The organism is Streptomyces sp. CLCI03, assembly GCF_053615355.1.
In genome coordinates, this window is the sequence record NZ_CM132132.1 from 1384071 (window position 1) to 1410667 (window position 26597).

A 26597-nucleotide genomic window follows, 5' to 3' on the forward strand; every position below is an offset into this window, starting at 1 on the left:
GTGTCCGGCGTCTCGGCGTGTTCGGCTGCGTAGGTAAGGGGTGAATGGACCAGGCCCTGGTCGTAGGTCGGCCGTCCGCGGAGCCTCCACCGGTAGGTGGTGCCGTCCACGGTGATGAGTCGCGATCAACTGGCCTCTCAAGAGAGCCGAACACCGCAACTGGCCACCACCCACACCAGCCACCGTCACCGTCACCCGGCAGGCCACGACCTAAGTCACCAGCATTGCGGATGGGTCCGGCTCGCCCGGGCGAGGGCGGGACAGCACGGACCGCTGGGCGAACCGCTCCGTCCGCGGTGCCCGCGCTACCCGTTGAGTTGCCAGACGGCAGCGTTGAGGGCGGTCGCGAACGCCACCCACAGCAGGTAGGGGACGAGCAGGAACGCGGCCGTACGGTTCAGGCGGTAGAAGCGGACCAGGGTGACGCCGAGCGCCGCCAGCAGCAGGGCGATGTCCAGCAGGGCGAGTCCGTACTCGCGGGCGCCGAAGAACAGGGGGGTCCAGGCCAGGTTGAGGGCGAGCTGTACGGACCACCAGGTGAGGGCCCGCCGCACCCGCGGGCGATCCGGATGGCGCCACACCAGCCATGCCGCGATGGCGATGGTGGCGTAGAGGACGGTCCAGACGGGGCCGAAGAGCCAGGCTGGTGGAGCCCAGGCGGGACGCCGTAGGGACCGGTAGACCGCGCCCGCGTCGAGGGAGACGAGCACCCCCACGGCCGCGACCCCGTAGGTCACGGCGAGGAACGCGGCGAGGGATCCCCAACCCCTGCTCGCACGGTGTCGTGTCGGTGTCGCAGGTGGTGCCACGGCTGACTCCCGGCTTGGTCTCGATCGCCTCTGGCACGGGTGGGGAGATCGGAGCGGCCCGGCGGCGCCGTCCCCGCCCCACGACCTCTCTTCCCATTCCACACTCCGGCCGGACGCACCGCATCTGCGGGCAACGACATCCGGCTCGACGCACTGCCCAACCAGCCCCTTCACGTCGTCCTCGAACTCGCCCGGCACCTCGACCTCCACCCCGCCGACCTAACCCCCTTCGCCGAAGAGGTCTACCGCCTCCCGCGCCACCACCAGGTCCAGCAGCCCCCCGACCCGTCAGCCGAAGCCGATGCCGTCACCGTCCTGAGCGCCCTCGCGCACGCCGGCCGCCCGCTGACCGCCGACTACCTCGCCGAATGCCTGCACTGGGACACGGACCGCACGATCGACGCCCTTGAACACGCTTGGGCAGCCCCCGGCCTCAGCGGCCCGTACGCGCTGCGTCGGGCCGCCCCCGCCCACTTCACCCTCGCCCCACGCATGGACGTCCTCACCGACGAACAGATGAACGCGATCCACCTCGGCAACCACACCGCGACCTGGCGCAACCCCAACGGCACACATCGCCGGCCCCTCCAGCGCGACGTCCTCAGCGACCGGGACGCCGCCGTCCTCTACCAGGCCTGGCACGACGGTTCCGTGTCCGCCGACGAGGACGGCCCCTGGGCCCAGGCCGTCGCCGGACTGATCGACGCCGGACTCCTCACCGTCACCACCGACGGCGACACCGTCCTGGCCGACGACGTCCAGTACAGCCTCCGCGCCATCGACACCGACGACGTCAATCCCTACTGACACCCGTCATGTCGCCGACCACTGACACTTCCTGTCGTCGGCCACTGACATTCGACTGTCGTCCGACAATGAGAGAACGGCCTCCGACGTGCGTAAAGCACAGTCGGGACGACAGGATTTGAACCTGCGACCCCTTGACCCCCAGGGCGCAAGTTGTGCGTGGGGAGGGCTATCGTGCGCCATCGCGCACACCGTATGGTCCCCAACTGGTCCCCAGGGCCCCTCGGAGGAGCACTCGCGGCAGACACCTCCGAGGCAGCCACCGCTGCCCAGCATCCGCCGGCAAGGCGCAGAGCCGGGTTGCAGCGCGCGGCGTTTGTCACGGGCTGCTGGCCATGCTCCTCGGGTGTGCCTGGGCCGACCCGATCGCCGCCCTGGTGATCGCCTCCGTAGCCGTCAAGGAAGGCCGTGACGCCTGGCGCGGCGAGTCCTGCTGCGGCCCCATGCCTGTCGGCGACGCGATCAAACCTGGCGAGACCGAGGCCAACTGCACGTGCCCGCCCGGCTGCGACTGCTGCTGACAGTGCACGCGGTCAGCTGAGCACGTCGATCGCATGCCGAAAGACCCCGTTCCCCCGTCGACACGGGCTCGCCTCCTCACGGTGATGGCGTCACCCGGCTCACGGAGTCAGCTCCCGCAGGTCCAGCGGCATTCTCCAGAAGTTGCGTCGGCGTGCGGCATCGAGCTCGCTCTGGAGTGGAGACGGAGGCACAACGAGAACAGGGCAGGCGGCGTGCGCGAGGCAGTAGCGAGCCACCGAAGGGCGGACGAGGCGGCGCAACGCGGCGCGTGATCCCGTGCCGACGACGAGGAGGTCGTCCACGTCGCGGGCAGCGTCCACGAGGGCCGCGCCCGGGGTCCCCCGTACCGTGAGGCCGGCGACAGTGACACCGGGCTTTACGGCACCGAACGCCGTATCGAGGACCTCGCGGAGTCTTTCGACAACCGCGGCGCGGCATTCCGCCAGGGCGGAGGGCCCGAGGCCGTTGCGGCTTCCGAGCTCACCGCCCGGTGACTGCCAGGCCAGGACGACCCGCAGCTCCGCGTCGCGCACGCGGGCCTCTGCGGCCGCCCGGTGCAGCGCGGACAGACTCCCCGGCGTTCCCGTCACACCGACCACGACTCTTCGCACGGCCTCTTCCCTCTCTGCTTCGTCCACCAGATCCCATAGAAGAGCCGGAATGGAGGATGACGTGATGTTGCTGATGGCCTTCTAACGCGGAGATCCGTAACCATGACGGGATTCTGATGCCCGTGGCTCCGGCCGTCAGTGATCCGTAAGAACATGGCCGGTCGCCGTATGGGTCCCGTTACGAGGTGGCCACAGGTGCAGGGGTGCGGGGATAGCTTCGATGACGCGCCCCGGCCCGCCTCCCCGCAGCCGGGGCGCCAATCGCCACTCGTGGTTCCTCAGGGAGGGCCCCATGTGTTTGTTCCTGTACGACGACGACCCCGAGCCTGAAGAACAGGCCCCGGCCGGGCCTTTGTACGTGCCCGCCCGGCCGGGAGGAGCACACCAGGTGGTGCGGCTGTTCCGCACCCCGTTGGGAACCCGTACCGCCGTCGGCTTCACCAGCCCGGACCGGCTCGCCGCCGCGCTCGGCACGGCCCAGCCCTGGATCCGGCTCTCCGAAGCCGCTCTCCGGGCAATGTCCGAACCGCTCGGGGTGAACCTGCTGACCGTCGACCCGACCCTCACCGCTCCCCCGGTCACCGCGGCCGCGAGCACCGCCCTGCTCGCGGCACCGGTCACGCAGGCACCCGGAACCACGGCCCGGACGGCCTGAAGGGATCACACATGACTATCACCGCCCTCTCCGCCATACCGACCGACGCGCGTGAACTCTCCATATGGCCCGCGTCCATGACGCCACTCCCGCACGGCGGCCTGGCCGTCGGCGGGGTACCCCTCACCGAGATCGCCGACCGGTTCGACACACCGGCCTACGTGCTGGACGAGGGAGAGGTGCGCGGGCGCTGCCGGACCTACCGGGACGCGTTCCCGGACGCCGACGTGCTGTACGCCGCCAAGGCGTTCCTGTCCCGCGCCATGGTGCGCTGGGTGCGGGAGGAGGGACTGGGCCTCGACGTCTGTTCCGCCGGGGAGCTGGAGCTCGCCGTCACCGCCGGCTTCCCACCCGAGCGCATCGTGCTGCACGGCAACGCCAAGTCGCCCCGCGACCTGGCGGCGGCGCTCCGCCTCGGCGTGGGGCGGATCGTCATCGACAGTCCGTCCGAGATCGCGAGGATCGCGGCCGCCGTCGGCCCCGACGGGCGCCAGAAGGTCATGGTGCGGGTGGTGCCAGGCGTCTCGGCCGGCGGGCACGACAAGATCCGCACCGGTACGGACGACCAGAAGTTCGGTCTGTCCCTCACCGACGGGGGTGCGCAGCACGCCGTCACGCGGATCCTCGGCCAGCCGCAGCTCGAACTGACCGGCCTGCACTGCCACATCGGCTCCCAGATCTCCGACGTGAAGCCCTATCTGGTCGCGCTGCGCCGGATGGTGGGGCTGATGGCGCGTGTCCGTGACGCGCACGGCGTGGTCCTGCCCGAGCTGGACATGGGCGGCGGTCACGGCATTGCCTACCGGCCCGGTGAACCCGCCTTGGACCTGACCGCGCTGGCCCGACGGCTGCGGGCGGAGCTCACTGAGGGCTGCGCCGCTGCCCGGCTGACCGTCCCCCGGCTTCTCATCGAGCCCGGGCGGGCCGTCGTCGGGCCGGCCGGAGTCGCGCTGTACCGGGTGCTCGCCGTCAAGCACACCGGGGAGAAGGTGTTCGTCGCCGTCGACGGCGGCATGAGCGACAACCCCCGGCCCGCCCTGTACGGGGTGCGCTACGCGCCCCGCCTGATCGGCCGCCACTCGGCGGCCGGACCCCGTACGACCACAGTCGTCGGCCGCCACTGCGAGGCCGGCGACGTCCTCGCCGCCGACGTGCACCTGCCCGGCGACATCCGCCCCGGCGACCTGCTCGCCGTTCCGGTTGCCGGTGCCTACCAGCTGTCCATGGCATCCGGCTACAACCTGGTCGGCCGCCCCGCCGTCGTCGCCGTCCACGAGGGCACTGCCCGGCTCCTTGTCCGGCGGGAAACCCTGCAGGACTACCGGAGCCGGGACATCGGCGTCTAGGGCCACGCCAAGGCACGTTCGCCGCCTGCGCTTCTTCATGTCTTCATGGTGAGATGCGGGAAGAAGTGGTCATGGACGATCGCGACGCGTAGCCATCCGAGCTGAGATCGCGTAGGTGCGGCGGCCGGGCGGATCGTCAGCCCTGATGACCGCCCGGTGCCTGCAGCAGCCGGTCCAGCTCCGTTCCGGCATCTTCGTATCCGGCATCGGAGATCCGTTGCAGCTCACGCAGGTCACCGGCTGCCACCGCGCGTCGGGTGAGTAGGAACCCGGCGTGTCGGGATCCTTCGTCCAACAGGTCGCTCAGCTCCGCGAGGTCTCCGGCCGCGTCCGCGAGGTCGGCCAGCCGGTCCAGCGCGGTCTCGTTGCCCTCGTCGGCCAGCTCGCGGAGGGTCTCCCGATCGGGATTCGTGTTCTCCATGACGCCATGCTGCAACCTTGCCCCTGGGGCAAGGTCAAGTGGGACGATGAGCGCGTGATCACCATCGGACAGCTGGCCGGCTACATCGGAGTGTCGATCAAGACCGTCCGCGTCTACCACGACAAGGGGTTGCTCCCCGAACCCGACCGCGACGCGTCCGGCTACCGGCGGTACGGTGCGAACGACGCCGTCGAACTGATCAAGATCCGGACACTGGCAGAAGCCGGCGTCCCTCTGGCTCGTATCCGGGATCTGAGAGCGGCAAGCGACGAGGAATTCCGGCAGGCGCTGGGAGAGATCGACGACGAACTCGGCGCCCGCATCCGCAGCCTGCAGGAAACACAGGGGCGGCTGCACCGGCTCGCCGCCGGGCGGCTGGTACCGCTCCCCGGCGAAGTCGTCGCCCATCTGGAGGACCTGGCCCGTTGGGGATTCACGCCTCGATGGGTGGACCTGCAACGCGACTTGTGGATCCTCGTGTTCGCCACCCACCCGGACCGTGCGATCACCCTGTTTCACGACCAGGCCCAGATCTTGGCCGACCCGGCGCTACGGCAGCTCTTCCTCGGCTACGACCACGCGCACGACCTCGACGCCGACGACCCGCGCCTCGACGACCTCGCCCGCCGTATCGCCGAGGCGAATCGGGAGCGCTACGGGTCCGACGAACGGCCCGGGCTGGATACGGACTCCGAGATCCCCGCCCTCATCCAGGGCAGGGTCAACGCTTCGTCCCCGGCGTGGGAACGGCTCGACTCGCTCATTCGCGCCCAACTGAACGCATGACATGAGCACCCGGGAGCGATCTGCGAGGCGCGCCTCTTCTCGGACCGTCACAATTCCCTTGGCTGCGGCGTGGAGTGGGGTGGGCGAGGGCGCCATCTTTCCAGGTCGACCCGCATGGCACGGCGAGGGGTCTGTTCACCGTCCCAGTACGGCGCCGCAGACACGATCGACGCAGGCGGGCACCCCAGCGGTGGCGGACGACCGTAGACGGCGTCACCTGTCACTGGCTCGCGGTCACGCGTCCCAAGCGGCCGGGAGATACCTCACCCCGCAGATGTCCCGCGTCTCGGGACGCAGGACAACCTCCGCGGCCGGTACGGCCATGCGCAGCGTGGGAACGCACTCGAGAAGCGCGGAGAACGCGACCCGCATCTCGACACGGGCCAGCTGCGCACCCAAGCACACGGTCTCGCCGTGGCCGGAGGGCCAGGTGCCCGCCCCGCCGGACTCCCTCCGGAGGTCGAGCACGTGGGGAACGGCGTAGTGCTCGGGGTCGCGGCACCCCCACGTGTAGGCGAAGCGCCGGGGGTTCGTCCCGTGCGGACGCGATCCGCAGCGGCGCCGGGACGTGTACGTGGTCGACGACGACGCTTTGCACCACTCGATCGCGATCAGCTCGAGGGCAGACGCTCGAGGCCGGCAGCGGCGCGGATCGCAGGGGCCGGTCCCTGTTCGCCGATTGCTGGCACCCTCCACTACTCGGTGATACCGTATAGCTGTACTCGGTACTACGCAGTACCGGTGACGCCGAGGAGGAAGACTTGAGATGGACGACCTGACGGAGATGCTGAAGGGCACGCTCGAAGGGTGCGTGCTCGAGATCATCGACCGCGAGGAGACCTACGGGTACGCCATCACCCGTCAGCTGAACGAGCTGGGCTTCACCGACGTCATCGAGGGGACGGTGTACACCATCTTGCTGCGACTGGAGAGGAACGGACTCGTCCAGGTGACGAAGCGACCATCCGGGGTCGGTCCCCCGCGCAAGTTCTTCGCGCTCAACGACGCGGGCCGCGAGGAGCTCGCGAAGTTCTGGGCGAAATGGCAGTACGTCTCATCACGCATCGACAAGCTCAAGGAGGGCGGGCGATGAACTTCTGGGAGACCATCACAGGCAGCGATCTCACCAGGGAATGGAAGGCGTTCGAAGCCCGGGCCGCCGCCCTGCCGGGTGACTACCGGGCGGCGTGGGAACAGATCAAGGTCGGCCTGCTCCCCCACGGGGACTTCACCGGCCGCAACCTGATGCCGATCCTCGACGCCGCCCTGGGACTGCTCGAAGAAACGGCGGCGGACGGGCAGAGCGTCCAGGAGGTGCTCGGCGACGACATCCGGGGCTTCTGCACGGCACTGGCCGGCGGCGAAGGGGCCCGAACCTATCGCGACCGCTGGCGCGAGCAGTTGAACAGGAACGTCGCCAGGAAATTGAGCAGGCTGGGAGGCTGACATGGGCATCCAGGACATCATCGAGGGCAAGAAGCAGTGGCGGGCGCACAAGGCTCGGGTCAAGGCCCTTCCGCCGGACTACCAGATCGTCTACAAGGAGATGCAGAAGTACCTGTTCAAGGTCGGACCGATCGACCTGCCTGATGGGCCCCTGCTCCCCGGGATCGTCGACTTCTTCGAGGAGGGCGTCGCAGCGGGCAAGGGCGTCTTGCAACTCATCGGCAGCGACGTCGCGGCGTTCTGTGACGACCTGATCAAGGACTCTCCGACCTATGCGGACGCCTACCAGGAATCCCTCAACAGGGAACCCGGCACGGCCGGGAAGTAGCCTCCACCGCTCACCTCAGCGGGCATAGCACGCACGGCTCATCGCTTCGGCGCGGCGCGAACAAATGCGGTTCGACCGACTACCAGAGGCCGCCGCAGATCCTGCCCGCCGAGGTGGGCCGAGCAGCCCCGGCGAGGCCCGACTCAGCCCTGCCGACGCAGGCAACACCGTCGACGGTCAAGTCTCCGCGGCAGGGCGATCGACACCCTCCCCATGACGATGCGCATGACTGACGTGCCGTCACAGACGTTCGCTTGAGCCGAATTCCGAAACAGCATCCCCCTGCGTCTCCTGCCTTCGAAAGGGAAGTCGCCATGCCTTCATTTGTCATGCCCACATCCAGTCGGGTGGACAGTCGCCCGTCGCCGACCGCTGTCTCCGCCGTCGGACTACGCAAGTCCTACGGCGAGAAGCTCGTCCTCGACGGCATCGATCTGCACATCCCGGCCGGGTCCGTGTTCGCGCTGCTCGGCCCGAACGGCGCCGGCAAGACCACCGCCGTGAAGATCCTGTCCACGCTCATCACCGCCGACACCGGTGACCTGCACGTCGGCGGTCACGACCTGGCCGCCGACCCACAGGCGGTCCGTGCCGCGATCGGTGTCACCGGGCAGTTCTCCGCCGTCGACGGACTGATCACCGGCGAGGAGAACATGCTCCTCATGGCGGACCTGCACCATCTACCCAAGAGCGAGGGGCGGCGGGTCGGCCGCGAACTCCTTGAGCGCTTCGACCTGGTCGAGGCCGCGAAGAAGCCTGCCTCGACCTACTCCGGCGGCATGAAGCGCCGCCTCGACCTCGCGATGACGCTGGTCGGCAACCCGCGGATCATCTTCCTCGATGAGCCGACGACAGGGCTCGACCCCCGCTCCCGCCACAACATGTGGGGCATCATCCGCGGCCTCGTCTCCGACGGCGTGACCGTCTTCCTCACCACCCAGTATCTGGAGGAGGCCGACGAACTGGCCGACCGCATTGCTGTGTTGAACGACGGAAAGATCGTCGCCGAGGGCACCGCCGAGGAGCTCAAGCGGCTCGTCCCGGGCGGGCACGTCCGGCTCCGCTTCACCGACCCGGTCGCGTACCAGTCCGCCGCTGACGCCCTGCGCGAGGTCACCCGGGACGACGAGGCACTGTCGCTGTCCATCCCCAGCGACGGCAGTCAGCGCGAACTGCGCTCCATTCTCGACCGGCTCGACTCCGCCGGCATCGAGGCGGACGAACTGACCGTTCATACTCCGGACCTCGACGACGTGTTCTTCGCCCTGACCATCCCGGCCAACGTCCCCAACCAGCCCAAGGAGACAGCCCGATGAGCGCACTCTCTCTCGCTGTACGCGACTCCAACACGATGCTGCGCCGCAACCTGCTGCACGCGTGGCGCTATCCGTCGGGGACCCTGAACCTGCTGCTCACGCCGATCATGATGCTGCTGCTCTTCGTCTACATCTTCGGCGACGTGATGAGCGCGGGCATCGGTGGGGGCGGCGCCGACCGCTCCGACTACATCGCCTACATCGTCCCGGGCTTGCTGCTGATGACCATCGGCAGCACCGTGATCGGGGCCGCGGTGTACGTCTCCATGGATATGACAGAGGGCCTCATCGCCCGCTTCCGCACGATGGCGGTCTACCGCCCTTCGGTACTCATCGGGCACGTCGTCGGCAGCGTGCTGCAATCCGTCATGAGCGTGGTCCTCGTCGGCGCCGTCGGCGCGGCCATCGGCTTCCGCTCCACAGACGCAACCGTCCTGGAGTGGCTGGCAGCATTCGGGCTCATCGTGCTCTTCGCCCTGGCGCTGACCTGGATCGCGGTCGGCATGGGTCTGGCCAGCCCGAACCCCGAGGCGGCCAGCAACATGGCCATGCCACTGATCCTCCTCCCCCTGATCTCCAGTGCGTTCATCCCGGCCGACACCATGCCCGGCTGGTTCCAGCCGATCGCCGAGTACCAGCCCTTCACCCCCGCCATCGAGACCCTGCGCGGCCTCCTCCTCGGCACCGAGATCGGCGATAACGGCTGGATCGCGATCGCCTGGTGCGTCGGCCTGACCGCGCTCGGCTTCCGCTGGTCGACGGCACAGTTCAACCGCGACCCGAAGTAACCGGGACGACCGCGCCGGCCGGCGTCCATCCAGTTGCATGGCCTCTGGCTACAGCAGCGTGGGCCGCCCCACGGTCGTCGCGCTCCAGGACGGCACGGCCCGGGTCCTCGTACGGCGCGGACGCCGGAGGACTAGCGCAACCGGGGCAATCGGCAGTTAGGGGCGGTAGACGAGCTCGATCACCATCGCGGCGATCACCGCCCAGACGCCGAGGCCGAGCAGCCAGAGGGCCTCGAGGAGGGCGCCGGTGGCGATGACGGTCAGGCCGGCCGCGCCGAGGGCGAGGATCGCCCGGCGGATGCCGCGATCGGGGAGCCAGTCGATGGTCACGTCATGAGAATCGCGCCGGCCCCTCGCCTTGGCGAGGGGCCGGCGCGATTCCTGTCGGCAAATTGACGCCGGATCCAGGGTCAGCCGGCGTGAACGTGGGGGCGGCGGGTGCGGTCGGGTTCGGCCTCGCGGATGACCTCGCGGGTGACGGGCGCGACCTCGCCCTGGCCGAACAGGAAGAAGCGGAAGAAGTTGGCGAACGGGTTGCCCTCGGTCCACTCGAAGTAGATGTGGGGGCGCTGGCCGGTCTCGTCGCGGACGTGCAGGAGTAGCGCCGCCAGCGCGTTGGGGATGCTCGAGCTCTCCAGGGTCAGGACGCGGTAGCGGTCGTGGAGCACCTCGCCGCGAACCCGCATGCTGGATTCGAACTCGGACGCGTCCAGGACGGTGACCTCGACGAACATGACGTCGTCCTCGGCCGGGATGTCGTTGTCCGCGCGGATCTGCTGCTTCTTCTGCCGGTACTCGTCGAGGTCCCGACTGTCCGGCTCGTTGGCGATGAAGCGGATCGTGCGGTTCGAGGTGTCGCGGATGAACCGCTGGGCCATGTCGTCGAATTCCATGTGGGTGACACGCAGCTCGAAGACGCGGGCGAGGCGGGAGAGGAGGGAGAGGGCCATGATGCCGGCGATGAAGCAGGCGCCGATCTTCACGCCGTCGGGGCGCTCTGCGACGTTGACGGCGGTGGTGTAGACGAAGACCGCGGAGATCACGCCGAAGCCGATCGTCCAGCCGCGCTGACCGGCCTTCCGGGCTGCGATGGTCACGGCGACGGCGGCCGAGGTGATCAGGACGAGGACACCGGTGGCGTACGCGCCGCCCTGGGCGTCCACGTCGGCGTCGAAGATCCAGGTCACCAGGAACGCGATGAGGGTAAAGACGATGACCATCGGGCGCAGGGCGCGGGCCCAGGAGGGGGCCATGCCATAGCGGGGCAGGTAGCGCGGCATCAGGTTGAGCAGGCCGGCCATCGCCGAGGCACCCGCGAACCACAGGATCAGGATCGTGGAGACGTCGTAGATCGTGCCGAAGGCGGAGCCGAGGTACTCGTGGGCGAGGTAGGCGAGGGCGCGGCCGTTGGCCTCGCCGCCCGGCTGGAACTGGGCGGGCGGGATCAGCAGCGTGGTGATGAAACTGCTGGTGATGAGGAAGACGCTCATGATGATGGCCGCGGTGGTCAGCAGCTTCTTGGCGCCACGGATCCGGCCGGCGGGCTTCTCCTCGGTATCGCCGGAGTCGCCCTCGACGTGCGGCATGACCGCCACACCCGTCTCGAACCCGGAGAGGCCGAGCGCGAGCTTCGGGAACACGACGAGGGCGATGGCGATCATCATGAAGGGGTTGCCGTGTTCGGCGGTCAGAGCCTCCGTCCAGTCGGTGATGACGTGTGGTTCGCTGAGCACCTCCCACAGGCCGACGGCCACGACGACGACGTTCAGCGCGAGGTAGGTGGCCACCAGGACCACGGCCACGCCGATGGCCTCGCTGAAGCCCTTGAGGAACACGGCGCCGAGGAGCGCGATCATGATCAGGGTGATGAGCACCTGGTGGCCGTTGAGGGTGCTGGTGAGGTGCGGGTTCTCCACCAGGTGCGCGGTGGCGTCCGCGGCCGACAGGGTAATGGTGATGAGGAAGTCGGTCGCCGCGAACCCGAGCAGGGTCAGGACGAAAAGCTTGCCCTTCCAGAACGTCAGCAACCGCTCCAGCATGGCGATCGAGCCCTCGCCGTGCGGGCTCTCCTCGGCCACCCGCCGGTACACCGGCAGCGCACCGAAGAGGGTCAGCAGCACGAGCACGATGGTCGCGAGCGGCGACAGCAGGCCGGCCGCGAGCGCCGCAATACCTGGCTGGTAGCCGAGGGTGGAGAAGTAGTCGAGACCCGTCAGGCACATGACCCGCCACCACGGCCGCCCGTGGGGCTGGGCCGCTGCCTCCTTGGCTGCGGGTGAACTGTTCTCGGCGGTCAGGCCTTCCAGCAGCCACGCGCGCAGGCGCGAGGAGCGGGCAGGGGTGGCCATCGTGGGGTGCTCCTGTCGTACGGCAAAGAATCAGCCATCGACATCGACGGCTGAGCTAGCGTACGCAGACTGATCGCTTATGCCCGCGGCTGAGCCAATCCTGACGCGTCCTTAACGCGTACAGAGCCACCTGTGGAGTAGTGAACGTCTTCGCGCGCCAGTGACAGCAACCTGCCTGCGGCGAGCGGGGGAGTGGTCATGAACTAGGAGCGGGGGCGGCCCGGCGGAGGCCGCCCCCGCAGGGGAACCAGCGGAGTGTGGATCAACGCTGGCTGGCCTTGGCGGCCGTGGTCTGAGGAGAGGAAGGAGCCTGCGGTAAGCAGGTGGACGGCAGTATGTGGGGGCTCAGACGCCCCGACGTTCCTCTGATGAGCCGTTGCCGAACGTCAGCCGAGGCCGGGGATGGTGGATACCAGCAGGTCGATGAGCTTGATGCCCACGAACGGCAGGATCAGGCCGCCGAGGCCGTAGACACCGAGGTTGCGCCGCAGCAGGTCGTGTGCGGAGGCAGGCCGGTAGCGGACGCCGCGCAGGGCCAGCGGGATCAGGGCCACGATGATCAGGGCGTTGAAGATGATCGCCGAGGTGATCGCGGAGGTGGGGCTGCTCAGGCCCATGATGTTGAGCGCGCCGAGGCCCGGGTAGGCCGAGGCGAACATGGCGGGGATGATCGCGAAGTACTTGGCGACGTCGTTGGTGATGGAGAAGGTGGTGAGCGCGCCTCGGGTGATGAGGAGCTGTTTGCCGATCTCGACGATGTCGATGAGCTTGGTGGGGTTGGAGTCGAGGTCCACCATGTTCCCGGCCTCCTTGGCGGCCGAGGTGCCTGTGTTCATGGCCACGCCGACATCCGCCTGGGCGAGGGCCGGGGCGTCGTTCGTGCCGTCGCCGGTCATCGCGACGAGCTTGCCGCCTGCCTGCTCCCGCTTGATGAGGGCCAGCTTGTCCTCCGGCGTCGCCTCCGCGAGGTATTCGTCGACGCCGGCCTCGGCGGCGATGGCGCGGGCCGTCAGCTCGTTGTCGCCAGTGACCATGACTGTACGGATGCCCATGGCGCGCAGCTCCGCGAAGCGCTCCCGAATGCCCTCCTTGACCACGTCCTTGAGGTGGATGATGCCCAGCACGCGCGGCCCGTCCCAGTCGTGGACCGCCACCAGCAGAGGGGTCCCACCGGATTGCGAGACCTGAGCGGACCAGGCAGCGGCCTCCGCCTGTACGGTTCCGCCGCGCATCGCCACCCAGTCCATGACCTGTGCGGCCGCGCCCTTGCGGATGGCGCATCCCGCGCCGTTGTCCCAGCTCAGGTTGATCCCGCTCATCCGGGTGCGGGCGCTGAACTCGGTGAAACGGGGGTTGCTGAGGTCCTCGGCGGCGGCCGGCTGGAGCCCGTACCGCTGGGCCAGGGCCACGACGGACCGACCTTCGGGAGTCTCGTCGGCGAGGGAGGACAGCTGGGCGGCGTCCGCGAGCTTGGTGTGGTCGATGCCGGGGAGCGGGATGAAGGCGGCGGCCTCGCGGTTGCCGTGCGTGATGGTGCCGGTCTTGTCGAGGAGCAGGGTGTTGATGTCACCGGCGGCCTCGACGGCGCGGCCGCTCAGCGCGATGACGTTGCGCTGCACGAGGCGGTCCATGCCGGCAATGCCGATCGCGGAGAGCAGGGCGCCGATCGTGGTGGGGATGAGGGTGACGAGGAGGGCAACCAGGACGGTCGTGGACTGGGCGGCGCCGGCGTACGCGGCCATCGGCTGGATGCTGACCACGATCAGGATGAAGATGACGGTCAGGGCGGCCAGCAGGATGTTCAACGCTATCTCGTTGGGGGTCTTCTGCCGGGTGGCGCCCTCGACCAGCGCGATCATCCGGTCGATGAAGCTGTTCCCGGATCGGGAGGTGACCCGCACGACGATCGAGTCCGACAGGACGGTCGTACCGCCGGTGACACCGGACCGGTCGCCGCCCGACTCCCGGAGCACGGGGGCCGATTCACCGGTGACGGCCGACTCGTCCACCATCGCCGCACCGTCGACCACGTCCCCGTCGGCCGGAACCAGCTCCCCCGCTTCGACGAGCACGAAGTCGAAGGGCTGGAGTTCGGCCGGGGTCACGACCTCGGTCTCGGCACTGCACAGGTTCGTCCCGTACGTCCAGTGCTTGAGCCGGAGCGCGACCGTGCCCGTGCGCGCCTTGCGCAGCGATTCGGCTTGGGCGCGGCCACGGCCCTCGGCGACGGCCTCGGCGAGGTTGGCGAACAGGACCGTCAGCCACAGCCAGACGCTGATCACCCAGGTGAAGACCGACGGGTGGATGAGCGCCGACAGCGTGGTCAGGACCGATCCGACCGCGACGACGAACAGCACCGGCTTCTTCACCAGCTCACGCGGATGGATCTTGGCGACGGCCTCCCTGGCCGAGGTGGCGAGGAGTTCGGGCTCCAGCACGTTCACCTGGCCGGAGCGTTTCCTGGACGGCCGGTTGACCGGGGTCCGCGGAGGGGTGCCGAGATCCGGGGGAACGTGCTGCGCGGCGGCGGGAGGCATGAAGCGACCTTCTGGTGAGTTCGGCTGGGCACCCCCCTGCCGGCAGGGTCGGGCAAGGACTGGGTGCGGGTGAGGGGTGTCGCCGCCGGGGACTGTCTCGCATGGACCCCCTCGGCCGTCATGTGAGTAGTCGAGGTCCCCGGCGGCGCAACAGGCAGGAAACTACTGCCCGTTCCAGAGGAAAACCCCATGTGTGCGGGGGAATTGGCACCTTCTTGACGGCGGCGCACGAGACGCGTCAAGCCACCGTCAACGGCACGTCAACGCACGTCCGCGGAGATGCGGAAGCGCAGTCGGCAGATGACGGCGTCGGTGTCGCGGCGGACTGCGTGTGCGACGACGGAGCCGCGCTGGTTCTGCAGCATCCGCTGCCACAGGTGGGCGGGTTCCGTCTCCGGGATGAGGACGGTGACCTGGGTGTCCGGGTGTGCCTGTGTCAGCTCGCGCACGTACTCCGACACCGGGCGGCCGAGCGAACGGGTGTCCGAGGAGACTTCGATCAGCTCGACCCCCGGCTTCCACAACTCCCAGTCCCGGCGTAGGGCTTCGGCCGCCTGACGGTCCTCCGGAGCGGGGTGGGTGACGGTCACGGCGCGGACCTCGTCGCCAAGCGAGCGGGCGGCGGTGAGTGCCTGGCAGGTCAGTCGGGACAGCCCTGAGACGGGCACGACGACCAGAGAGCGGGAGCGTTGGGGCGGCTGAGGGATGCGGCCGAGCTCCAGGCGTTCGCCGATCCGAACGTAGGCGCGATGGATCTTCTCGAAGGCGAGGACGATCAGCGGCAGGGCGAGCACGATCAGCCAGGCGCCCTCGGCGAACTTGGTGGCGGTCACGACGACCGCCGAGACTCCGGTGAGCAGTGCGCCGAAGCCGTTGAGGACGGCCTTCGCCTGCCAGCTCCTGGGGCGTTCGCCGTACCAGTGCCGGACCATGCCGACCTGGCAGACGGTGAAGCCGACGAAGACGCCGATCGCGAACAGCGGGACGAGGGTGTTGGTGTCGCCGCCGGAGAACACCAGCAGGGCACCCGACACGAGCGCGAGGCACACCACGCCGTGCCGGTGCACCTGGCGGTCCGCCTTGAGGGCGAACACGTGCGGCAGGTAGTTGTCGCGTGCCAGCAGACTCATCAGGACGGGCAGCCCGCCGAAGGAGGTGTTCGCGGCGAGCGCCAGCAGCACCATGGTGGCGAACTGGACGACGTAGAAAGCGGCGTTGTGGCCGAACGAGGCGTCCGCGAGCTGGGCCAGGACGGTGACGCCCTCCACGGGCTGGAGGTGGAAGCGGCCGATCAGGACCGACAGGCCGATCAGCATCACGCCGAGCAGGGCGCCGAGGGCCACTTCGGTGCGCTGGGCCCGGCGGGCCGCCGGGGCACGGAAGGACGGGACGGCGTTGGCGACAGCTTCAACGCCGGTCAGGGCGGAGCAGCCGGCCGCGAAGGCCTTCAGCAGCAACAGCGCGCCGACGGTGGTGGCGCCTTCCCCGAGCGCGGAGACGTGTCCGGCGGCCGAGGCGGTGCTCACCGGGCCGTCACGGAACAGACCGATCACGACCATGGCCAGGATCGAGCCCACGAACACGGCGGTCGGTACGAGGAACGCCTTGGCGGAGTCCACGACCCCGCGCAGGTTCACCGCCGTGACCAGGATCAGCACCCCGAGGCAGATCCACACCCGTTCCCCGTACAGCTCCGGGAAGGCGGAGGTCAAGGCGGCGACGCCGGCGGTGACGGAGACGGCCACGTTCAGCACGTAGTCGAGGATCAGCGAGGCCGCGGCGACCAGGCTCGTGCGCCGGCCGAGGTGTTTCTTGGCGACGGCGTACGACCCGCCGCCGTCCGGGAACGCGGCGATCACCTGCCGGTACGAAGCCACCAGCACGGCGAGCAGCGCGGCGATCGCCAGGGTGACGGGGAGGGTGAACCCGAGGCCGTAGGCACCGGCTGCCGCCAGGACCAGCACGATCGACTCCGGCCCGTATGCGACGGAGGCCATCGCGTCGAGCGACAGCGCGGCCAGGCCTTGGAGGGCGGTCAGCCGGTGCCGGTCCGGTGCCTCGGGAGGCGTCCGTACGCCGGTATCAGGAGGTTCCTCCGTGCCCGGCGCCTGTCCTGCCACGGTCGTCTTTCCCCTGTGCATGGCCATCTTCGCTGTTCCTCCGATTGGACAAAGTGAGGACAGCGTCGGGACGGCATGGCCGAATGACCAGTGCTCTTGGCGGAATCCATACGACCGCCGCCCCACTCTTCACGCACTCCTGACGCCGGCGCCGCAAAGTCGTATGAGGTGCGTCAAGACCTCGCCAGGGTGCGCGGCTCCTTCATCGACCCGGGGCACGCTTGATATGGGCGACACATGTCCCACGGAACCAAGGGAGTACACGCTGATGGACGCGGAAAACGTGGTCGGACTCATCGTCGCCGTCGCTTTGCTTGCCTATCTCGTGACCGCCCTCATCAGGCCCGAGAGGTTCTGAACCAAGACCGTCATGTCCGGACGGGAGGCATCACATGTCCGGGTACCGACTCCACGACCGTGCCGTCCTGCTCGCGGCCCTCGTGATCCCCTTCTTCGTTGCGCTCGCGCTCGTGCCGTTCCGAACCGACCTTTCAGCGACGAACGAGGCTCTGATCATGGTCGTCGCGGTGGTCGTGGTCGCCGCGCTCGGCACCCGGGCGGCCGGGGCGCTGGCCGCACTGTCCGCGGCTGCCTGGTTCGATTTCTTCCTGACCAGGCCCTACCAGCAGTTCGCCATCGCCGACGGTGACGAGATCCAGACGGCCGTCCTCCTGCTCGTCGTCGGGCTGATCGTTTCGCAGCTGGCCGTACGCGTACGGAGGCTCCGGACGATCGTGGTCACCGACGCCGCGCACCTGTCCAGCCTCCAGGGAACCGCTCGACTGGCCGAGGACGGCAGCTCACCGGAAGCAGTGGTCGAGTACGTACGCCGCGAGCTCGTCGGCCTGCTGGGCCTGCGCAGCTGCCGCTTCGAGTACGGCAGGCTGCTCGGGCACCGGCCGCGCCTGCAGCACGACGGCAGCCTGTGGCTGCGCAGCGGCGGCCGGATCACCGAGTACGCCGACTGGCCGGACGGGGAGACCGAACTGCGCGTCGTCGGCGGAGGCCACTACTACGGCCGCTTCCTCCTCGATCCACTCCCGGGCCGCCCCCTGCCCCCCGAAGAGGCCCGCCTGGTGGCCGTCGCGCTGGCCGCGCAGGCCGGCGCCGCCCTGGACACAGCCGGCCTGTCCCACCAGGGCTAACTGGCGATTCACGGCTTCACGCGTAAGCGTGGCGTTAAGAGTTCCCCTGCGCCCGTATGGACCCCGTCAAGGTGTCTTAACGCCGGGCTGAAGACACGGTTATCTCGACATCGGCCATCTGGCCGATTCATTTCCTCCCTCTTCATCCAGGAGCTCACGGTGGCCGATCTGGCCTTCGTCGTCACCACGGTCGCGGTGTTCGCGCTGGTGGCTCTCATCGCCCGGGGGGTGACCAAGCTGTGAACGCCGAAAACATCGTCGGCCTCGTCGTGGCCGTCTCCCTGCTCGGATACCTCGTCCTCGCCCTTGTGTACCCGGAGAGGTTCTAGCCACCGATGAGTCCCGTTCTCGCTGGTGTGCTCCAGCTCCTCGCACTGATCGCCGCGCTCGCGCTGGCCTACCGCCCGCTGGGCGACTACATGGCCCGCGTCTACTCCTCCGAGAAGCACTACAAGCCGGAGAAGTGGATCTACAAGGCCATCGGCGCCAACCCGTCCGCCGAGATGCGCTGGCCCGCCTACCTGCGTGCCGTCCTCGCCTTCTCGGCGGTGAGTGTCCTCTTCCTCTACGCCCTCCAGAGGGCGCAGGGCGTCCTGCCCGGCTCGCTCGGCTTCTCCGCGATCGACCCGGACCAGGCCTTCAACACGGCCGCCTCCTTCGTGGCGAACACGAACTGGCAGTCGTACTACGGCGAGCAGGCCATGGGCCACGTCGTACAGACCGGCGGCCTCGCGGTGCAGAACTTCGTCTCCGCCGCCGTCGGCATGGCCGTCGCGGTAGCCCTCGTACGGGGCTTCGCACGCTCGCGCACGGGTGAGCTCGGCAACTTCTGGGCCGACATGGTCCGCGGAGTAGTCCGCATCCTGCTGCCCATCTCCGTGATCGGCGCGATCATCCTGGTCGCCTGCGGTGCGATCCAGAACTTCTCCGGGATCCACGAGGTCGGCCAGTTCATGGGCGGCTCGCAGCAGTGGAACGGCGGGGCGGTGGCTTCGCAGGAGGTCATCAAGGAGCTGGGTACGAACGGCGGCGGTTACTTCAACGCCAACTCCGCGCACCCGTTCGAGAACCCCACCCCGTTCTCGAACCTCTTCGAGATCTTCCTGATCCTCGTCATCCCGTTCGCGCTGACCCGCACCTTCGGCCGCATGGTCGGAAACCTGCGCCAGGGCTACGCGATCCTCGCGACGATGGCGACCATCTGGATCGGCTTCACCGCGCTGATGATGTGGACCGAGTTCGCCCACCACGGTCCGGCGTTCGATGTCGCCGGCGGTGCGATGGAGGGCAAGGAGACCCGGTACGGGATCGGCGCCTCCGCGATCTTCTCGGTCGCCACGACACTGACCTCGACCGGTGCGGTCAACTCCTTCCACTCCTCGTACACGGGTCTGGGCGGCGGCATCCAGCTGCTGGGCATGCAGCTCGGCGAGATCGCGCCCGGCGGTGTCGGTTCCGGTCTCTACGGCATGCTGATCATGGCGATCATCGCGGTGTTCATCGCCGGCCTCATGGTCGGCCGCACCCCCGAGTACCTCGGCAAGAAGATCGGCACCCGCGAGATCAAGTTCGCGGCCTGCTACATCCTCATCACCCCCGCTCTGGTGCTGGGCTTCACCGCCGCGGCCATGGCGCTGGACACCCCGGCCAACTCGATGACCAACACCGGGGCGCACGGATTCTCAGAGATCCTCTACGCCTACACCTCGGGCGCAAACAACAACGGCTCGGCCTTCGCGGGCCTGAACGCCGACACCCAGTGGTTCAACAGCACCATCGGCATCGCCATGCTCCTGGGCCGCTTCCTGCCCATGGTGTTCGTCCTCGCGCTGGCCGGCTCGCTCGCCGAGCAGAAGCCCGTACCCGAGACCGCGGGCACGCTGCGCACCGACAAGCCGCTCTACACGGGCCTGCTCGTCGGCACGATCCTCATCGTCACCGGTCTGACCTACTTCCCGGCCCTGGCGCTGGGTCCGCTCGCCGAAGGACTCGCATCATGAGCACCGCCACACCCACAAGGGCTCCGCACCAGGACGTGCCCACCGGCCACAAGCCGGGCGGCGGGCGCGTGGGCGGCGGCCTGTTCGACCCCAAGCAGCTGTTGAAGTCCTTCCCCGACGCCGTCCGCAAGCTCGACCCCCGGATCATGATCAAGTCCCCGGTCATGTTCGTCGTCCTGATCGGCTCGGTCGTCACCACCGTCCTCGCGATCAAGGACCCGACGGACTGGTTCGGCTGGGCCATCACCGCTTGGCTGTGGCTGACCACGATCTTCGCCAACCTCGCCGAGGCCGTCGCCGAAGGCCGCGGCAAGGCCCAGGCCGACACCCTGCGCAAGGCCAAGACCGACTCCGTCGCCCGCCGCCTCACCAAGGACGGCAAGAGCGAGGAACAGGTGCCCGGCGCGGAGCTGCGCATCGGTGACCTGGTGGTCTGCGAGGCCGGCGACATCATCCCGGGCGACGGTGACGTCGTCGAGGGCGTCGCCTCCGTCGACGAGTCCGCGATCACGGGCGAATCGGCCCCGGTGATCCGGGAATCGGGCGGTGACCGCAGCGCGGTCACCGGCGGTACGAAGGTGCTCTCCGACCGGATCGTCATCAAGATCACGACGAAGCCCGGCGAGACGTTCATCGACCGCATGATCGCCCTGGTCGAGGGCGCCGCCCGGCAGAAGACGCCCAACGAGATCGCGCTGAACATCCTGCTCGCGTCCCTCACGATCGTCTTCCTGCTCGCGGTCGTCACCCTGCAGCCCTTCGCGATCTACGCGGGCGCCGAGCAGTCGATGATCGTGCTCACCGCACTGCTGGTCTGCCTGATCCCGACCACCATCGGCGCGCTGCTCTCCGCGATCGGCATCGCCGGCATGGACCGCCTGGTCCAACGCAACGTCCTCGCCATGTCCGGCCGCGCCGTCGAGGCCGCGGGCGACGTCTCGACCCTCCTGCTCGACAAGACGGGCACGATCACCCTGGGCAACCGCCAGGCGTCGGAGTTCGTACCCGTCAAGGGCACCACCGCGGCCGAGCTCGCCGACGCCGCGCAGCTCTCCTCCCTCGCGGACGAGACCCCCGAGGGCCGCTCCATCGTCGTCCTGGCGAAGGAGAAGTACGGGCTGCGCGAGCGCCACCAGGGCGAGCTGGCCCACGCCGAGTGGATCGCCTTCACCGCACAGACCCGCATGTCGGGTGTGGACGTGGACAACAAGCAGACCCGCAAGGGCGCGGCCGGTTCGGTCATCACCTGGGTCAAGGAGCAGGGCGGCCAGGTCTCCGACGACGCCGACCTCCTCGCCAACAAGATCTCGGAAGCCGGCGGCACCCCGCTCCTCGTCGCGGTCAAGGACGAGAAGGGCGCCCGGATCCTGGGCGTCATCCACCTCAAGGACGTGGTCAAGGAGGGCATGCGGGAGCGGTTCGAGGAACTGCGCCGCATGGGCATCAAGACCATCATGATCACCGGCGACAACCCGCTGACCGCCAAGGCCATCGCGGAGGAGGCGGGCGTGGACGACTTCCTCGCCGAGGCCACCCCCGAGGACAAGATGGCCCTCATCAAGCGGGAGCAGGCGGGCGGCAAGCTCGTCGCCATGACGGGCGACGGTACGAACGACGCCCCTGCGCTGGCCCAGGCCGACGTGGGTGTGGCGATGAACACGGGTACGTCGGCCGCCAAGGAGGCCGGGAACATGGTGGACCTGGACTCCAACCCCACCAAGCTCATCGAGATCGTCGAGATCGGCAAGCAGCTCCTGATCACGCGCGGGGCGCTCACCACCTTCTCGATCGCCAACGACGTCGCGAAGTACTTCGCGATCATCCCGGCCATGTTCGCCGTGGTCTACCCGGGCCTGGACAAGCTCAACATCATGGGCCTGGCCTCACCCGAGTCGGCGATCCTCTCCGCGGTCATCTTCAACGCACTGATCATCATCGCGCTGGTGCCGCTCGCCCTGAAGGGCGTCCAGTACAAGCCGACCAGCGCCGACAAGATGCTGCGCCGCAATATCGGGCTGTACGGCGTGGGCGGTCTGATCGCCCCGTTCATCGGCATCAAGATCATCGACCTGCTCATCTCCCTCATCCCCGGGCTCGCCTGAATTAGGAACGTGCTGATCTGCCATGAACAATTCCGTATCCAGCACCGTCCGCCTGATCGGTGCGGGCCTGCGCGCCCTGCTCGTCCTGACCGTGATCTGCGGGGTCATCTACCCGCTCGCCGTCACCGGGATCGCCCAGGCCCTGTTCAACGACAAAGCGAACGGCTCGGAGATCAAGGACAAGAGCGGCCAGGTCGTCGGCTCCTCCCTCATCGGCCAGAGCTACAACCTGCCGAAGAAGGACCCCAACGACGCCGAAGAGGCGGCCAGGCCGGACCTGAAGTGGTTCCAGCCGCGCCCCTCCAACGGTCTGGGCAGCAACAGTGTCAACATGCAGTACTCGCTGATCCTGTCCGGCGCCACCAACCGCTCCGCCGACAACGGAGCCGTGGGCGGCCAGTGCACCAAGGCGGCGGAGGAAGGCACGCTCTGCGCCCAGGTCGTCGCCGCCAAGGAAGCCGTCATCGCGGACAACTCCACCGCCGGCTACCAGGTCAAGCCCGAGGACGTACCGGCCGACGCCGTCACCTCCTCCGGCTCCGGCCTCGACCCGGACATCTCCCCCGCCTACGCCAAGCTCCAGGCCCACCGGGTCGCCGAGCAGAACAAGCTCGACGTCAAGCAGGTCGAGAAGCTCGTCGCCGACCACACCACCAGCCGGACCCTCGGCTTCATGGGCGAACCCCGCGTCAACGTCCTTGAGCTCAACATCGCCCTCAAGGCACTGACCAAGAGCTGATGTTCCACATCGCACGGTCTGAGCGCCGGCGGGGCGCGGACCTCCCCCAGCTACCGCTGGGAGGGGCCCCAGCGCCCCGCCGGCCTCGTGCCATGCCCGTTACGAAGGAAGGCTGCACACCGATGACCCGGGTGCTGGTGGTGGAGGACGACCCTCAGCTCGTCCGCGCGCTCAAGATCAATCTCCAGGCGCGCAAGTTCGAGGTCGAGGAGGCTTCCGACGGCGGATCGGCCCTGCGGCTCGCGGCCGCCCACAAGCCGGACGTCATAGTGCTCGACCTCGGACTCCCCGACATGGACGGCATCGAAGTCATCAAGGGCGTCCGCGTCTGGAGCAAGGTCCCCATCCTGGTCCTCTCCGCCCGTCACACCTCGGAGGACAAGATCCGCGCATTGGACGCGGGCGCGGACGACTACGTGACGAAACCGTTCAGCATGGACGAGCTCCTGGCCCGCCTACGGGCAGCCGCCCGGAGACATGAAGCCCCGACGGCTTCGCAGGCCGACGAAGTCTCCGTGGTCACGACCGCAGAGTTCACCGTCGACCTGGTCGCGAAGAAGGTGCAGCGGGGCGAGCGCAGCGTACGGCTCACCCCGACCGAATGGCACCTGCTGGAAATCCTCATCACCCACCCCGGCCGGCTGATCACTCAGAGTCAGCTACTGCTGGAGGTCTGGGGACCCACCTACGGGGAGAACACCAACTACCTGCGTGTATACATGGCCCAGCTACGGCGCAAACTGGAAGCGGACCCCTCCCACCCCCGGTACCTGATCACCGAACCGGGCATGGGCTACCGCTTCGAACCCTAGTCACCCGTCCGATCCACAGCAGAGAAAAAGAGTCGGAACATGGGACGCGGCAAGCTCCGCATCTACCTCGGCGCGGCGCCGGGCGTCGGCAAGACGTACGCGATGCTCTCCGAGGCACACCGCCGGATCGAGCGGGGCACCGACTGCGTCGTCGGCTTCGTCGAACACCACAACCGCCCGCGCACCGAGGTCATGCTGCACGGCCTCGAACTCATCGAGCGGCGCGAGATCGAGTACCGGGACGCCACCTTCACCGAGATGGACGTCGACGCGATCCTCGCCCGCCGCCCCGCGGTCGCGCTCGTGGACGAGCTCGCCCACACCAACGTGCCCGGCTCGCGCAACGCCAAGCGCTGGCAGGACGTCGAAGAGCTGCTCCAGGCGGGCATCGACGTCGTCTCCACCGTCAACATCCAGCACCTGGAGTCGCTGGGTGACGTCGTCGAGACGATCACCGGGGTCCGGCAGCGCGAAACGGTCCCCGACGAGGTGGCCCGGCGGGCCGACCAGATCGAGCTCGTCGACATGTCCCCGCAGGCCCTGCGCCGCCGCATGGCCCACGGCAACGTCTACAAACCCGACAAGGTCGACGCGGCCCTGTCCAACTACTTCCGCCCCGGCAATCTCACCGCCCTGCGCGAACTGGCCCTGCTGTGGGTGGCCGACCGGGTCGACGAGTACCTCCAGGAGTACCGGGGCGAGCACAACATCCGCTCCACCTGGCAGGCCCGCGAACGCATCGTCGTCGGCCTCACCGGCGGCCCCGAGGGACGTACGCTCATCCGCCGCGCCGCCCGACTCGCCGAGAAGGGCGCGGGCGGCGAGGTACTCGCCGTCTACATCGCCGCCAGCGACGGCCTCACCTCCGCATCGCCCAAGGAACTCGCTGTCCAGCGCACCCTGGTCGAGGACCTGGGCGGCACCTTCCACCACGTCATAGGCGACAACGTCCCTGACGCGCTGCTGGAGTTCGCCCGCGGGGTCAACGCCACCCAGATCGTTCTCGGCGTCAGCCGCCGCCGCTCCTGGCAGTCCGTCTTCAGCCCCGGGGTCAGCGCCACCGTCGCCCGCGAGTCCGGACCCGACCTCGACGTCCACATCGTCACCCACGACGAGGCCGCCAAGGGCCGTGGCCTGCCCGTCGCCCGCGGCGCGCGGCTCGGCCGCTCCCGCATCATCTGGGGATGGCTCACCGGTATCGCGGGCCCCGCGCTGCTGACCGTCCTGCTGAGCCAGATCGTCCCCGAGCTCGGGCTCGCCAACGACATGCTGCTCTTCCTCACCTTCACGGTGGCAGCGGCGCTGCTCGGCGGACTCCTCCCCGCCCTGGCGTCGGCGGCCTTCGGGTCCCTGCTCCTGAACTACTACTTCACCCCGCCGCTGCACGAGTTCACCATCTCCGACCCCTTGAACATCGTCGCCATCGCGATCTTCGTAGGAGTGGCCGTGTCCGTCGCCTCGGTGGTCGACCTGGCCGCCCGGCGCACCCACCAGGCCGCCCGCCTGCGCGCCGAGTCCGAGATCCTGTCCTTCCTCGCAGGCAGCGTCCTGCGCGGCGAGAACTCCCTCGACGCCCTCCTCGAACGCCTCCGCGAGACCTTCGCCATGCAGTCGGTCGTCCTCCTGGAGCGCACCACCGAGGTCGAACCCTGGACCACGGCCGCCTCCGTCGGCATCAGCCCCGTCAGCCGGCCCGAGGACGCCGATGTCGACCTCCCCATCGGCGACAACATGGCCCTCGCCCTCACCGGCCGGGTCCTGCCCGCCGAGGACCGACGGGTCCTCGGCGCTTTCGCCGCCCAGGCGGCCGTCGTACTCGACCGCCAACGCCTCGTCGACGAGGCCGAGAAGTCCCGCGAACTCGCCGAGGCCAACCGCATCCGCACCGCCCTGCTCGCCGCCGTCAGCCACGACCTGCGGACCCCGCTCGCCGGCATAAAGGCCTCGGTGAGCTCGCTCCGTTCCGACGACGTCGAATGGTCCGAGGAAGACAAGGCCGAACTCCTGGAGGGCATCGAGGACGGCGCCGACCGCCTCGCCGCACTGATCGGCAACCTCCTGGACATGTCCCGCCTCAACACCGGCACCGTCGTCCCGCTGATCCGCGAGACCGACCTCGACGAGGTCGTCCCCATGGCCCTGGGCGGCGTACCCGAGGACAGCGTCGAACTCGACATCCCCGAAACCCTCCCCATGATCGCCGTCGACCGCGGCCTGCTCGAACGAGCCGTCGCCAACATCGTCGAGAACGCCGTCAAGTACAGCCCCGACGGCCAACCCGTCAACGTCACGGCCAGCGCCCTGCACGAGCGCGTGGAACTGCGCGTCGTCGACCGCGGGCCCGGCGTCCCCGACGAGGCCAAGGACCGCATCTTCGAACCGTTCCAGCGCCACGGCGACGCCCCGCGCGGCGCCGGAGTCGGCCTCGGCCTCGCCGTCGCCCGCGGCTTCACCGAGGCCATCGGCGGCACCCTCACGGCCGAGGACACTCCCGGCGGCGGCCTCACCATGGTCATCACCCTCCCCATAGCGGGCGGCGCACCGCCGGTCACCGCGGAACTCCCGACATCGGCGGTCACCTGAACCGGCCCGCGGACCAGGCCCGATGATCGCCGGTCGCATCCTGTGGCCGGCGATCGTCCCCCGCATCAACTCAGTGGGCCCGCGATGGCCGTGAGGGCGGCGAGGTGACGCCGATAGGTGGTCATCCCCTCCTCGGTCAGAGACAGCCAGGTCCGGGGCCGACGCCCGACCTGCCCCTTCTCGACCGTCACCCAGCCCGCTTCCTCCAGGCGCGAGACCTGCTTCGACAGTGCAGAGTCCGTGATCTCCACGAGATCCCGCACATAGGCGAACTCGGCCTTCTCCACAGGAGCGAGAGCCGCGACGATCGACAGACGCACGGCCGATGCGAGAAGCGGTGCGAGTCCGTGTCGCGGATGAGGGCCCTGACCGGCAC

At 68.9% G+C, this 26597-nt stretch carries 26 protein-coding genes; 18 read left to right on the forward strand and 8 right to left on the reverse strand.

Features of this window, described 5'->3' with window-relative positions:
* Positions 1-305 precede the first annotated feature (305 nt).
* Positions 306-809: a TspO/MBR family protein gene (locus ACWG52_RS06300; protein WP_376681452.1), complete on the reverse strand. Its 504-nt coding sequence runs from the start codon at positions 807-809 to the stop codon at positions 306-308.
* Positions 810-848: 39 nt separating this feature from the next.
* Here ACWG52_RS06300 and ACWG52_RS06305 point away from each other — a divergent pair, with 39 nt between their 5' ends.
* Both ACWG52_RS06305 and ACWG52_RS06310 read left to right on the forward strand, forming a co-directional pair.
* Complete coding sequence (locus ACWG52_RS06305) at positions 849-1616, forward strand: hypothetical protein (RefSeq protein WP_453128086.1); 768 nt, start codon at positions 849-851, stop codon at positions 1614-1616.
* A gap of 335 nt (positions 1617-1951) precedes the next feature.
* Positions 1952-2137 carry a hypothetical protein gene (locus tag ACWG52_RS06310; RefSeq protein WP_443072688.1) on the forward strand — a complete coding sequence of 62 codons (186 nt, stop codon included), beginning with the start codon at positions 1952-1954 and terminating at the stop codon, positions 2135-2137.
* 99 nt (positions 2138-2236) lie between these two features.
* Here the strand turns inward: ACWG52_RS06310 and ACWG52_RS06315 are convergent, their stop codons facing one another.
* Complete coding sequence (locus tag ACWG52_RS06315) at positions 2237-2749, reverse strand: universal stress protein (protein WP_453128088.1); 513 nt, start codon at positions 2747-2749, stop codon at positions 2237-2239.
* A 292-nt stretch (positions 2750-3041) separates the two neighbouring features.
* Between ACWG52_RS06315 and ACWG52_RS06320 the strand changes: the two genes are divergently transcribed.
* Complete coding sequence (locus ACWG52_RS06320; RefSeq protein ID WP_329097292.1) at positions 3042-3404, forward strand: SAV_915 family protein; 363 nt, start codon at positions 3042-3044, stop codon at positions 3402-3404.
* 11 nt (positions 3405-3415) lie between these two features.
* On the forward strand, positions 3416-4750 hold the full coding sequence (gene lysA, locus ACWG52_RS06325; protein ID WP_376681456.1) for a diaminopimelate decarboxylase: 1335 nt from the start codon (positions 3416-3418) through the stop codon (positions 4748-4750).
* A gap of 136 nt (positions 4751-4886) precedes the next feature.
* Here the strand turns inward: lysA and ACWG52_RS06330 are convergent, their stop codons facing one another.
* A complete protein-coding gene (locus ACWG52_RS06330) occupies positions 4887-5171 on the reverse strand; it encodes a hypothetical protein (protein ID WP_266845868.1) in 285 nt (94 codons plus the stop codon).
* A gap of 54 nt (positions 5172-5225) precedes the next feature.
* Between ACWG52_RS06330 and ACWG52_RS06335 the strand changes: the two genes are divergently transcribed.
* The 6 genes from ACWG52_RS06335 (at position 5226) to ACWG52_RS06360 (ending at position 9835) form a co-directional block, all read left to right on the forward strand.
* The gene (locus ACWG52_RS06335; protein WP_453128092.1) at positions 5226-5957 is read left to right on the forward strand and encodes a MerR family transcriptional regulator; all 732 of its coding nucleotides are present in this window, start codon (positions 5226-5228) and stop codon (positions 5955-5957) included.
* A 766-nt stretch (positions 5958-6723) separates the two neighbouring features.
* The gene (locus tag ACWG52_RS06340; RefSeq protein WP_266674586.1) at positions 6724-7050 is read left to right on the forward strand and encodes a PadR family transcriptional regulator; all 327 of its coding nucleotides are present in this window, start codon (positions 6724-6726) and stop codon (positions 7048-7050) included.
* Positions 7047-7403, forward strand: coding sequence for a DUF1048 domain-containing protein (locus tag ACWG52_RS06345; RefSeq protein WP_266845869.1), 357 nt, complete (start codon positions 7047-7049; stop codon positions 7401-7403). Before ACWG52_RS06340 ends, ACWG52_RS06345 begins: the two co-directional genes overlap by 4 nt.
* 1 nt (position 7404) lies before the next feature.
* Entirely contained in the window at positions 7405-7731 is a 327-nt protein-coding gene (locus ACWG52_RS06350; RefSeq protein ID WP_376681460.1) for a DUF1048 domain-containing protein, read from the forward strand.
* Between the two features lie 329 nt (positions 7732-8060).
* Positions 8061-9047, forward strand: coding sequence for an ATP-binding cassette domain-containing protein (locus tag ACWG52_RS06355; protein WP_376681461.1), 987 nt, complete (start codon positions 8061-8063; stop codon positions 9045-9047).
* On the forward strand, positions 9044-9835 hold the full coding sequence (locus ACWG52_RS06360) for an ABC transporter permease (protein ID WP_266845872.1): 792 nt from the start codon (positions 9044-9046) through the stop codon (positions 9833-9835). Before ACWG52_RS06355 ends, ACWG52_RS06360 begins: the two co-directional genes overlap by 4 nt.
* A 156-nt stretch (positions 9836-9991) precedes the next feature.
* Here the strand turns inward: ACWG52_RS06360 and ACWG52_RS06365 are convergent, their stop codons facing one another.
* The 4 genes from ACWG52_RS06365 to ACWG52_RS06380 all read right to left on the reverse strand — a co-directional run bounded on the left by ACWG52_RS06365 (position 9992) and on the right by ACWG52_RS06380 (position 16867).
* Positions 9992-10165, reverse strand: coding sequence for a hypothetical protein (locus tag ACWG52_RS06365; protein WP_453128096.1), 174 nt, complete (start codon positions 10163-10165; stop codon positions 9992-9994).
* A gap of 80 nt (positions 10166-10245) precedes the next feature.
* Complete coding sequence (locus tag ACWG52_RS06370) at positions 10246-12183, reverse strand: APC family permease (protein WP_214346416.1); 1938 nt, start codon at positions 12181-12183, stop codon at positions 10246-10248.
* Between the two features lie 386 nt (positions 12184-12569).
* Positions 12570-14720, reverse strand: coding sequence for a potassium-transporting ATPase subunit KdpB (gene kdpB / locus ACWG52_RS06375; RefSeq protein WP_376682787.1), 2151 nt, complete (start codon positions 14718-14720; stop codon positions 12570-12572).
* Positions 14721-14980: 260 nt separating this feature from the next.
* Entirely contained in the window at positions 14981-16867 is a 1887-nt protein-coding gene (locus ACWG52_RS06380) for an APC family permease (protein WP_376682788.1), read from the reverse strand.
* Between the two features lie 241 nt (positions 16868-17108).
* Between ACWG52_RS06380 and kdpF (ACWG52_RS06385) the strand changes: the two genes are divergently transcribed.
* The 8 genes from kdpF (ACWG52_RS06385) (at position 17109) to ACWG52_RS06420 (ending at position 26221) form a co-directional block, all read left to right on the forward strand.
* Positions 17109-17198, forward strand: coding sequence for a K(+)-transporting ATPase subunit F (kdpF, locus tag ACWG52_RS06385; RefSeq protein WP_214346424.1), 90 nt, complete (start codon positions 17109-17111; stop codon positions 17196-17198).
* A gap of 34 nt (positions 17199-17232) precedes the next feature.
* Entirely contained in the window at positions 17233-17985 is a 753-nt protein-coding gene (locus ACWG52_RS06390) for a DUF4118 domain-containing protein (RefSeq protein WP_376682789.1), read from the forward strand.
* 239 nt (positions 17986-18224) lie between these two features.
* A complete protein-coding gene (kdpF, locus tag ACWG52_RS06395) occupies positions 18225-18314 on the forward strand; it encodes a K(+)-transporting ATPase subunit F (RefSeq protein WP_037789535.1) in 90 nt (29 codons plus the stop codon).
* 6 nt (positions 18315-18320) lie between these two features.
* Positions 18321-19985 (forward strand): potassium-transporting ATPase subunit KdpA, encoded by a 1665-nt coding sequence (kdpA, locus tag ACWG52_RS06400; protein ID WP_376682790.1) that lies wholly within the window; start codon positions 18321-18323, stop codon positions 19983-19985.
* Positions 19982-22087, forward strand: coding sequence for a potassium-transporting ATPase subunit KdpB (gene kdpB / locus ACWG52_RS06405; RefSeq protein ID WP_453128099.1), 2106 nt, complete (start codon positions 19982-19984; stop codon positions 22085-22087). Before kdpA ends, kdpB (ACWG52_RS06405) begins: the two co-directional genes overlap by 4 nt.
* Before the next feature lie 22 nt (positions 22088-22109).
* Complete coding sequence (locus ACWG52_RS06410; protein ID WP_453128100.1) at positions 22110-22826, forward strand: potassium-transporting ATPase subunit C; 717 nt, start codon at positions 22110-22112, stop codon at positions 22824-22826.
* Positions 22827-22948: 122 nt separating this feature from the next.
* The gene (locus tag ACWG52_RS06415; RefSeq protein ID WP_327381725.1) at positions 22949-23638 is read left to right on the forward strand and encodes a response regulator; all 690 of its coding nucleotides are present in this window, start codon (positions 22949-22951) and stop codon (positions 23636-23638) included.
* Between the two features lie 39 nt (positions 23639-23677).
* Entirely contained in the window at positions 23678-26221 is a 2544-nt protein-coding gene (locus ACWG52_RS06420) for an ATP-binding protein (protein WP_453128101.1), read from the forward strand.
* 65 nt (positions 26222-26286) lie between these two features.
* Here ACWG52_RS06420 and ACWG52_RS06425 read toward each other — a convergent pair whose 3' ends face one another.
* Positions 26287-26541 carry a winged helix-turn-helix domain-containing protein gene (locus ACWG52_RS06425; protein WP_376678672.1) on the reverse strand — a complete coding sequence of 85 codons (255 nt, stop codon included), beginning with the start codon at positions 26539-26541 and terminating at the stop codon, positions 26287-26289.
* Positions 26542-26597: the final 56 nt, after the last annotated feature.

Coding starts and splice junctions, on each gene's coding strand:
- kdpF (WP_214346424.1), top strand. CDS start 17,109: ATGGACGCGGAAAACGTGGTCGGACTCATCGTCGCCGTCGCTTTGCTT.
- ACWG52_RS06420 (WP_453128101.1), top strand. CDS start 23,678: ATGGGACGCGGCAAGCTCCGCATCTACCTCGGCGCGGCGCCGGGCGTC.
- ACWG52_RS06415 (WP_327381725.1), top strand. CDS start 22,949: ATGACCCGGGTGCTGGTGGTGGAGGACGACCCTCAGCTCGTCCGCGCG.
- ACWG52_RS06340 (WP_266674586.1), top strand. CDS start 6,724: ATGGACGACCTGACGGAGATGCTGAAGGGCACGCTCGAAGGGTGCGTG.
- ACWG52_RS06410 (WP_453128100.1), top strand. CDS start 22,110: ATGAACAATTCCGTATCCAGCACCGTCCGCCTGATCGGTGCGGGCCTG.
- ACWG52_RS06390 (WP_376682789.1), top strand. CDS start 17,233: ATGTCCGGGTACCGACTCCACGACCGTGCCGTCCTGCTCGCGGCCCTC.
- ACWG52_RS06330 (WP_266845868.1), bottom strand. CDS start 5,171: ATGGAGAACACGAATCCCGATCGGGAGACCCTCCGCGAGCTGGCCGAC.
- ACWG52_RS06360 (WP_266845872.1), top strand. CDS start 9,044: ATGAGCGCACTCTCTCTCGCTGTACGCGACTCCAACACGATGCTGCGC.
- ACWG52_RS06320 (WP_329097292.1), top strand. CDS start 3,042: ATGTGTTTGTTCCTGTACGACGACGACCCCGAGCCTGAAGAACAGGCC.
- kdpB (WP_453128099.1), top strand. CDS start 19,982: ATGAGCACCGCCACACCCACAAGGGCTCCGCACCAGGACGTGCCCACC.
- ACWG52_RS06350 (WP_376681460.1), top strand. CDS start 7,405: ATGGGCATCCAGGACATCATCGAGGGCAAGAAGCAGTGGCGGGCGCAC.
- ACWG52_RS06310 (WP_443072688.1), top strand. CDS start 1,952: ATGCTCCTCGGGTGTGCCTGGGCCGACCCGATCGCCGCCCTGGTGATC.
- kdpB (WP_376682787.1), bottom strand. CDS start 14,720: ATGCCTCCCGCCGCCGCGCAGCACGTTCCCCCGGATCTCGGCACCCCT.
- ACWG52_RS06370 (WP_214346416.1), bottom strand. CDS start 12,183: ATGGCCACCCCTGCCCGCTCCTCGCGCCTGCGCGCGTGGCTGCTGGAA.
- lysA (WP_376681456.1), top strand. CDS start 3,416: ATGACTATCACCGCCCTCTCCGCCATACCGACCGACGCGCGTGAACTC.
- ACWG52_RS06355 (WP_376681461.1), top strand. CDS start 8,061: ATGCCCACATCCAGTCGGGTGGACAGTCGCCCGTCGCCGACCGCTGTC.
- kdpA (WP_376682790.1), top strand. CDS start 18,321: ATGAGTCCCGTTCTCGCTGGTGTGCTCCAGCTCCTCGCACTGATCGCC.
- ACWG52_RS06380 (WP_376682788.1), bottom strand. CDS start 16,867: ATGGCCATGCACAGGGGAAAGACGACCGTGGCAGGACAGGCGCCGGGC.
- ACWG52_RS06345 (WP_266845869.1), top strand. CDS start 7,047: ATGAACTTCTGGGAGACCATCACAGGCAGCGATCTCACCAGGGAATGG.